Origin of the sequence: Luteimonas sp. BLCC-B24 (assembly GCF_028550595.1) — a bacterium.
Taxonomy (GTDB): Bacteria; Pseudomonadota; Gammaproteobacteria; order Xanthomonadales; family Xanthomonadaceae; genus Luteimonas.
This window is the reverse complement of the sequence record NZ_JAQQGN010000002.1, coordinates 757,483-765,698: the sequence shown is the minus strand read 5'-3', so window position 1 is coordinate 765,698 and position 8,216 is coordinate 757,483. Positions and strand designations below refer to the sequence as shown.

General features: G+C 71.0%; 6 protein-coding genes. 1 reads left to right on the top strand and 5 read right to left on the bottom strand.

The features are described 5' to 3' along the window. Nucleotides 1–40: 40 nt before the first annotated feature. The gene (locus tag PQS31_RS07830; RefSeq protein WP_272762104.1) at nucleotides 41–1,645 is read right to left on the bottom strand and encodes a hypothetical protein; all 1,605 of its coding nucleotides are present in this window, start codon (nucleotides 1,643–1,645) and stop codon (nucleotides 41–43) included. Nucleotides 1,646–1,766: 121 nt separating this feature from the next. Between PQS31_RS07830 and PQS31_RS07825 the strand changes: the two genes are divergently transcribed. Further along, nucleotides 1,767–3,578 carry a DUF2207 domain-containing protein gene (locus PQS31_RS07825; RefSeq protein ID WP_272762103.1) on the top strand — a complete coding sequence of 604 codons (1,812 nt, stop codon included), beginning with the start codon at nucleotides 1,767–1,769 and terminating at the stop codon, nucleotides 3,576–3,578. A 271-nt stretch (nucleotides 3,579–3,849) separates the two neighbouring features. Here the strand turns inward: PQS31_RS07825 and PQS31_RS07820 are convergent, their stop codons facing one another. The 4 genes from PQS31_RS07820 to rsmG form a co-directional block, all read right to left on the bottom strand. Further along, nucleotides 3,850–5,523, bottom strand: a complete 1,674-nt coding sequence (locus tag PQS31_RS07820; protein WP_272762102.1) for a hypothetical protein — start codon at nucleotides 5,521–5,523, stop codon at nucleotides 3,850–3,852. A gap of 222 nt (nucleotides 5,524–5,745) precedes the next feature. Then, nucleotides 5,746–6,678 (bottom strand): ParB/RepB/Spo0J family partition protein, encoded by a 933-nt coding sequence (locus PQS31_RS07815; protein WP_272762101.1) that lies wholly within the window; start codon nucleotides 6,676–6,678, stop codon nucleotides 5,746–5,748. Beyond that, entirely contained in the window at nucleotides 6,675–7,493 is an 819-nt protein-coding gene (locus PQS31_RS07810; protein ID WP_272762100.1) for an AAA family ATPase, read from the bottom strand. Before PQS31_RS07810 ends, PQS31_RS07815 begins: the two co-directional genes overlap by 4 nt. 57 nt (nucleotides 7,494–7,550) lie before the next feature. Beyond that, nucleotides 7,551–8,204, bottom strand: a complete 654-nt coding sequence (gene rsmG, locus PQS31_RS07805; RefSeq protein WP_272762098.1) for a 16S rRNA (guanine(527)-N(7))-methyltransferase RsmG — start codon at nucleotides 8,202–8,204, stop codon at nucleotides 7,551–7,553. Nucleotides 8,205–8,216: the final 12 nt, after the last annotated feature.

The window sequence follows — 8,216 nt, the reverse complement described above, 5'->3', positions numbered from 1 at the left end:
CTCTTGCGCATGTCCGTCCTCTCTCGGTGACGGACTCTACCTAGCTTCGAGTGGTACGGCTCAGTGGGGGCAGGTCAAGATCGCGGGGAAACCCGTTCCGCCCCATCAGCTGGATCGCATTGCGCCGGTCGGTGCGGCCAGCGCGCAGGCGATAGTCGAACCAGCCGTCGACGTCCGGGTCTTCCTGGAAGTAGTACAGGTGATAGGGGCCTGCGATGTCGTCCTGCAGTTCGACGTCGTGCGTGGTCACCAGCACCTGGGCATGGCGGCCGAGGCGTTCAAGCACCGCGCGGCCTGCGGCGAGGCGTTCGACGGTGTTGGTGCCGTTGAACAGTTCGTCGATCAGGAACAGCCGGCAGCTGCCGCGCTGCGCGCGGTCGATGAAGCTGCGGATGGCGGTCATTTCGGCGAAATAGTGGCTCTTGCCGGATTCGACCGAGTGTTCGCCGCGGATCACCGCCATGACGCGGGTGTCGGGCAGCGTGGCGGCGCGCGCGAAGCAGAACCCGAGCGTGCGGCCGAGGACGAGGTTGATGCCGATCAGTTTGATGAAGGTGGTCTTGCCGGCCATGTTGGAGCCGGTGATCAGAGCCGAGCGGCCGTCGAGCCGGAGGCTGTTGGGAACGGGGCGGGCGACCAGTGGATGGGTGGCATCGACGAGATCCAGCAGTGCGCCGTCCGCGATCACGGGCTCGCAATGCGCCGGTCGACGCTGCAGATATGAGGCCACGGCGATGGCGGCGTCCAGCGCGCCCACGCTGTCGAAGATGCAGGCCAGCTCCGCGCGTACGCGGCCGAAGCGCGACACGGTGCGCGCGTGGGCGGACAGCTCCACCAGGAACAGCAGGTTCAACCACACCGCGATGCTCTGCACCCAGGGGGAGTAGAGGATCGAGATCCAGCCCAGCGCGCGGTGCACCTTGCGCCGCAGTGGCGCCTCGGCGGCGAGGCGCGCGAGTTGTGGCAGCTCCGGGCCCGTGTGCCGGAGTGCGGCGAGTGCATCGGCGGTGCGGAGCATGCGGTGGCAGCCCTTGAGCTGTTCGATGTCGCGGAACAGCGGCGTCGAGTAGCGCAGGATCAGACCGAGATTGACGCCCACTGCAAGCAGGACGATCCAGATCGGCCATGCGAGCACGATGACGGCGACGAGCAGGGCCACGCACGCCAGGCTCCACGCCGGCAGCCACCGGTGCAGCCGCGCGATCCCGGGCGGCGGGCCGAAGACGAAACTCGCGATCTGCGCCGCGCCCAGCGTGTCCAGCGGCGCCAGGCGCAGCTGGATCGTCTCGCGCAGCGCGGCTTCGCGCTGCAGCGTGCGGCAGCTGGCGTAGTGCGCGGCCACCGCGTCCGGCGCAGCGCCCCAGCTGCGCAGCTGTCGATACAGATACTGGCTGCCGAGCGGGGTTTCGGTGGCATCGAGATCGGCGAACAGGCGCGGAAACTCCAGGTCCGTCCAGGTCTGGTCGTCCACCACGTCGTCGGGGGCGGCGCCGCGCGTCAGGGTGAAGTATTGCGATGCCGCCATGGCTTCGCGCTCGCCCGGCGCACCCCATTTCGCGCGCAGGGCGCGCCGCGCGCGGCGCTGCGGAAACAGCGCGTCGAGTGCCGCCTGGCCGATGGTGTCGAGGATGTGGCGAAACGTCATGGACCGTCCTTGATCGAATGCGAGCGTGCCGCGCGACGCGGGTCGCGCAGCCACCACACTGGCACGGCGCGCGGGAGCGCGCGCGTCTGATGCCACGACTGACGTCGGGTTAGCATCCGATGTGACCGTCGCCCGACCGTTCCGGCGACACCTGCTGGAGGTGCGTGTGTCGACGATCCGGGCGCTGCTGTTTCTCGTGCTGCTGTGCACCGCGCCCCTGATGGCGCAGGAGCGCATCCTGTCCTACGACAGCGCGCTGCGTCTCGATGCGGATGGCGGCCTGGAGGTGACCGAGCGCATCCGCGTGCGCGCCGAAGGCACGAACATCCGCCGCGGCGTCTATCGCACGTTTCCCACGCGTTACCGCGACCGGCACGGCAACCGCATCACGGTGCAGTTCGAGATGCTCGATCTGCAGCGTGACGGCCGGCCGGAGCCGTACTTCATCGAGCGGCTGTCCAACGGCGTGCGCATCAACACCGGCAACGACGATCTGCTGCCGGTGCCGGCCGAGTTCACCTACACGCTGCGCTACCGCGCCACGCGCCAGGTCGGTTTCTTCGACGCGCACGACGAGCTGTACTGGAATGCGATCGGCACCGGCTGGGACTTCCCCATCGAAGCCGGCAGCGCGACGCTGCAGTTGCCGCAGCCGGTGCCCGCGACCGCGCTGCTGGCCGAATGCTGGACCGGCGCCCAGGGCTCACGCGCGCAGGCTTGCGAGGCCGCGATCACCGCCCCCGGCCAGGCGCGCTGGACGCTGACCGCGCCGCTGCAGCCCGGCGAAGGCCTGACCACGACGCTGGCGTTTCCCAAGGGCCTGGTGCCCGAGCCGACGCGGCAGCAGCGGCTGGCGCGGCTGCTCGGCGACAATCGCGCGGCGTTGATCGCGCTGGCCGGCTGGATGGCGATGCTGGTGTTCGGCCTGGTGCGCTGGCGCCAGGTGGGGCGCGATCCGAAGCCCGGCCCGATCGTCGTCACCTACGACCCGCCCGACGCGCTGTCGCCGGCCACGCTGCGCTACATCGAGAAGAACCACGTGGACACGCGCGCGTTTTCGGCCGACGTGCTGGCGCTGGCGGTTGCCGGCCACGTGGGCATCCATCGCGAGGGCAAGCGGCTCGGCGACGAGTGGCGCATCACCCGCGCCCACGGCGACGGCGCGCTCGAGGCCGGCCAGCAGGCACTGCTGACGGACCTGTTCGAGAGCGGCGAGACGCTGGAGTTCAAGAACACCCATGCCCGCCGCATGCAGACCCTCCTCTCGGGCCACCAGCGCCGGATCAAGCAGGCGATGGGCACGCGATTCCGCGGAGGCCTGTACCGGCCCAACGGCGGAAGCATCGCGCTGATGGCGCTGATCGCGGGCGTGTCGCTGTGCGCGGCAGTGCTGTTCGGCATCCGCACCGGCACCGGCCTCGCGCTCGCGGTGCCGGTATTCGGCGCGATGCTGGTGACGTTCTTCGCCTTCGCGTTCCTGCTGCCGGCCGCGACGCCGGCAGGCCGCGCGATGCGCGACCGCATCGAGGGCTTCCGCCGCTATCTCACCGTCGCCGACAGGCAGGACCTGCAGCGGCTGCAGGGGCCGGACGCGCCGGAACCCGCGCTGGACGCCGGCCGCTTCGAAACGCTGCTGCCGTATGCGGTGGCGCTGGATGTGGAAGACGCGTGGACGAAGAAATTCACCGCCGCCGTCGGCAGCGCGGCGGTCGCCGCGGCCACCACGTCGATGGCCTGGTATCACGCGAGCGGGCGCGGCAGTTCCGGGCCGGGCGATATCGCCGGTTTCAGCAAGGCGATCGGCAGCGGCTTCGCCTCGCAGATCGCGGCGTCGGCCACGCCGCCGGGCAGTGCCTCGGGCAGCTCGTTCGGGGGTGGGGGTGGCGGGTTTTCGGGCGGAGGCGGTGGCGGCGGAGGGGGTGGCGGGCGTTGAACGCGAGCCACACCCGGCGACCCGCTGTGCCGGACCCGAACGCACGCTGACGCTCGCTCGAACTCTGTGTGCGCGGCGGTTCCGTCGCGCGCCGCAGAGCGCGACGCGGCGCCGGTCGCGGGCGCGCAGCTGATGCCGCAACGGCGCACGCGCCGAACGATGTACGCCGATCCGACGGGTGCATCACGCAGCGGCGCAACGCCGCATCACGCACCAGACGCGACGACGCCCGCGCCAGCCGTCAGGCGGACGCGGGCGCTGCGGTCTGGCGTCAGCTGCGATTGTCGCGGATATCGTCCTGCACGTTCTGGATGTGCCCTTCGACGATGTCGCGATGCGACTGGCCGCCGTCGGCCTGGCTTCCCCCCGACAGCCCGCTGATCACGGCGTCGGTGACGAAGTGGCTGGCATCGGTGCGCAGCAGGGCCAGGTCGGCCTGCTGGTCGTCGAGCGCGCCGGCGATGTCGGATTTGAGCTGGTCGACCGCGGATGCGCTGAGCGTGTCGCCGCTCGACAGCGCCTGGTCGATCAGGCGATCCACGGCGGGATTGTTGCCGAACGCGCTCTTGAGATCGCCGGCGATCAGGCTGCTGATCTTGCCGCCCCCGGGCACCGAGGCGAGGCCGATGTCGACGACGAAGCCGACCAGCGCCTGCGTCGCCGCTGCACGGTTGTCCTGGTCGATCTTCATCTGCTGGACCGCGTCGAACGCGGCGCCGCCGAGGACGCCCAGCTGCTGACGCGCGGTGGAGACATCAAGCCCGTCGGGATAGCGTCCCTCGACGCCATTGAGATAGTCCTTCCGCACCTGGGTCCAGGCCTGGATGCTGTCCATCGCCTGCTGCGCGCCGGGGTTGTCGGGGTTCAGTGCGGTGATGCGCATCAGGTTGCCCAGCTGGATCGCATTGGCGCCGAACTGCTGTGCATGCTCGTTGCCCTGGGGTACGGCCCGCGAGTCCCAGTGTGCGAGCGCGGTCAGCATCGCGTCACCGTGGTCACTGGCCAGCAATCCGCTCAGCGCGCTCGCGGTATCGGCGAACGGCGCGTCGTCGTTGTAGACATCGAACAGCACGTCGTCGTTGCCGGACTCGGCGTACCGCGCGATGCCCACGGCGATGTCGTTCCACTGCGTGGTGCCGGGCTGGGCGGCGACCGAATCGATCAGTGTCGCCAGCGGATTCACCGCGTCCACCACGCCCTGGCTGTTGCGGAAACCGATCGTGGAGTCGCCGATCGCGGCCAGCAGCGTGTCGCGCGTGGCATCGCTGCCGCCGTTGGCCTCGAGCACGTCGTTGAAGACGTTGGCGGGCATGTCCGGATCATTCGAGCCGGCCGCGATCTGCATCGCCAGGCCCGGTGCATGCACGGCCCACGCGGCGTTGTCGGACAGCGAGCGTGTCAGCAGCGCTTCGGCGAAATCCTCGCGGAACCGCTCGGCGCCGTCGGTGCTGCCGGCTGCAGCCAGGAAATCCTGCATCCGGGTGAACGGCTGGTCGGCGATGCCGGGCGCGCGGTCGATCATCGATCCGATCTGCAGGAACTGCTCGGCCTGGGCCTGATTCAGCGCGCCGGCGTTGTAGGCCTCGACGAAACCACTGGCGATCGCCTCGTAGCCGTCCTGGGAAATGCGGCCCTCGGCCTGCATGCGGTCGACGATGTCGAGCTTCATCCAGGACGCCAGCGCGCCGGGATCCTGCCGCAGGACCTCCTGCACCAGGCGGGCCTGGTCGGCCGGGGCGAGACCGGCCATCTCCTCGGCGAAATGCACTGCGCGCGCGTCGTAGTCGTCGGCGATCAGCCAGCGGTCGCCGGTGTCGAGGATGGCGCGCGCGGTGTCTTCGATCTGCGCGTCGGTGCGTGCCGCCGCCACGTCGGACGGTGCGGCGGGCGAGGTGGGGAACCGGGTGGGGGAGGCGAGCGGGCCGAGCAGGGCGGGGTCGGACATGGGGGCACCGTGGCGCGAGCGGGATGGCCTCGAGCCTAGGGCCGCGCCCGTCGACGCGGCATCCGGACCGACCCTAGGTGCCGGGTGCCGGCGCGCACGGCGTTCAGGGCAACAGCGGCCGCAGCCCGTGTTCCCGGGGTGAGCGTCACCAGCGTGATCGCAGGTGTCGAGCGCGGTGACCGGCCGCGCTCGACACGCCGCATGCGCGGCGCCGCCGCGCGATCAGTCGCGCGCGGCGCGCAGCCGCTCGAGCACGCCGTCCAGCGCCTCGAGATTGCCGTAGTGGATCACCAGCCGGCCCTTGTTGCCGCGGCCGTTGGCGATCGACACGCGGGTGCCCAGGGTTTCCGACAGCTCGTTCTCCAGCGAGACGATGTCGGCCTGCGGGCGCGCCTTGGTCTTGGAGACCGCGCGCCCCGGACCGCCCGGTACGCGGCCGGCGGCGAACTGCTGCGCGCGGTGCTCGACCTCGCGTACCGACCAGCCGTGTTCGACGGCATCGGCGGCGAGCTTGCTGGCGAGGTCGGGCGACAGGGTCAGCAGGGCACGGGCGTGGCCCATTTCCAGCTGCTTCGACTCGACCAGGATGCGGATCGCCGGTGGCAATTCCAGCAGCCGCAGCAGGTTGGAGACCGCCGCGCGCGAGCGGCCGACCGCTTCGGCGGCCTGGGCGTGGGTGAGGTCGAATTCGTCGATCAGGCGCTGCAGCGCCTGTGCTTCTTCCAGCGGGTTGAGATCCTCGCGCTGGATGTTCTCGATCAGCGCCATCGCGACGACCGTGCGGTCCTCGACGTTGCGCACCACCACCGGCACGTCGGCCAGGCCGGCCTGCTTCGAGGCGCGCCAGCGGCGCTCGCCGGCGATGATCTCGTAGGTGCGGTCCGGCAGCTCGCGCACGACGATGGGCTGGATCACGCCCTGGGCCTTGATCGACTCGGCCAGCTCGGTGAGCTTGTCGGCGTCCCAGTGCTTGCGCGGCTGGTACTTGCCGGCGGTCAGCGCATCCACCGGCAGCGTGCGCAGGGTGTCGGCCTCGGTGGCTTCCAGGCTCGGCGGCGCCTCGGCGGCGGCCTTGGGGCCGAGCAGGGCTTCGAGGCCGCGGCCGAGGCCACGCTTCTTGGCCGGCGCCTTGGCGGGCGTCTTGGGCGTGGTCATGCCGGGGTCTCCGTTCCGGGGGGCGCCGGCGCGGCCGGCGACGCCTTGCCGCGCTCGGTCTGGCGGCGGACGATCTCGCCGGCGAGGCCGAGATAGGCCACCGCGCCGCGCGAGGCGCGGTCGTAGCCGACGATGCTCTGGCCGTGGCTCGGCGCCTCGGCCACACGCACGTTGCGCGGCACGATGGTGCGGAACACCTTGTCGCCGAAGTGGCTGGTGAGTTCGCCCGAGACCGCGTTGGCGAGGTTGTTGCGCACGTCGAACATCGTGCGCAGCACGCCTTCGACCTCGAGGTCCGGGTTGAGGCTCTGCTTGATCGCGTCGATCGTCTGCAGCAGCGCGCTCAGGCCTTCGAGCGCGTAGTACTCGCACTGCATCGGCACCAGCACCGAGTCGGCCGCGGTCAGCGCGTTGAGCGTGAGCAGCGACAGCGCCGGCGGGCAGTCGATCAGGATGAAGTCGTAGCGCGGGCGCAGCGGCTCGAGCGCGCGCTTGAGCCGCTGCTCGCGGCCCTCGGCGTCCATCAGCTCGAGCTCGGCGGCCGTAAGATCCGTGTTGCCGGGGATCAGGTCGACCTCTTCCTCGGTCTGCACGATCGCGTCACCGGCCTCGACCTCGCCCAGCAGCACGTCGCAGGTGGACACCGGCACGATGCTCTTGTCGATGCCGCAGCCCATGGTGGCGTTGCCCTGGGAATCGAGGTCGACCAGCAACACGCGCAGCGGCGTGCGCGCGAGGGCCGCGGCCAGGTTCACGGCCGTCGTCGTCTTTCCGACGCCGCCCTTCTGGTTGGCGATGGCGATGATTCGGGCCATGGGCTCCGGGGGTCCGAGGAAGGAGGCCGGACGTCGCGACGACGGCCGGACCGGGGATTATGCCCCCTGCGGCGGCGTGCGTCCCACCACCACCAGATGGCGCTCGGCGTCCAGCCCGGGCACCCGCAAGGGGTGGATGTCGCGCACCGCCCAGCCCGGTGGCAGCGCGGCGATCTCGTCGTCGGGGCGCACGCCCTTCATCGCCAGCAGCCGGCCGTCGGCCGCGGGCAGGTGGCCGCCCGCGGCCAGGATGTCGGGCAGGGTGGCGAGCGCACGGGCCGTGATCGCGGCGAAGGCGCCGGGCCGCTCGACGGCCTCGATGCGCGATTCGGCGACCTCGGCATTGGCCAGCCTGAGCGTACGCACGGCCTCGCGCAGGAAACGCGCCTTCTTGCCGTTGGACTCCACCAGCGTGACCTCCAGCGCCGGCAGGGCGATCGCCAGCGGAATGCCCGGCAGACCGGGGCCGGTGCCGAGGTCGGCCAGGGTCGGCAGGCCGGTGACATGCGGCACCATCGCCAGCGAATCGAGCAGATGGCGGGTGACCATCTCGCGCGGGTCGCGGATCGCGGTGAGGTTGTAGGTGCGGTTCCAGCGCGCCAGCAGGTCGAGGTAGGCGAGCAGCGGACCGGCCAGCGTGGGCGCCAGGCCCAGCGCGTGCAGGCCGGCGTCGAGTTCGGCGCGCAGCGCGGGATCGTCGGACGGAATCATCCGCCTAGTCTA

Bases quoted from the DNA above. Each gene is read 5' to 3' on its own strand.
- PQS31_RS07810 (WP_272762100.1), bottom strand. From the start codon at position 7,493: ATGGCCCGAATCATCGCCATCGCCAACCAGAAGGGCGGCGTCGGAAAG.
- PQS31_RS07820 (WP_272762102.1), bottom strand. From the start codon at position 5,523: ATGTCCGACCCCGCCCTGCTCGGCCCGCTCGCCTCCCCCACCCGGTTC.
- PQS31_RS07815 (WP_272762101.1), bottom strand. From the start codon at position 6,678: ATGACCACGCCCAAGACGCCCGCCAAGGCGCCGGCCAAGAAGCGTGGC.
- PQS31_RS07830 (WP_272762104.1), bottom strand. From the start codon at position 1,645: ATGACGTTTCGCCACATCCTCGACACCATCGGCCAGGCGGCACTCGAC.
- rsmG (WP_272762098.1), bottom strand. From the start codon at position 8,204: ATGATTCCGTCCGACGATCCCGCGCTGCGCGCCGAACTCGACGCCGGC.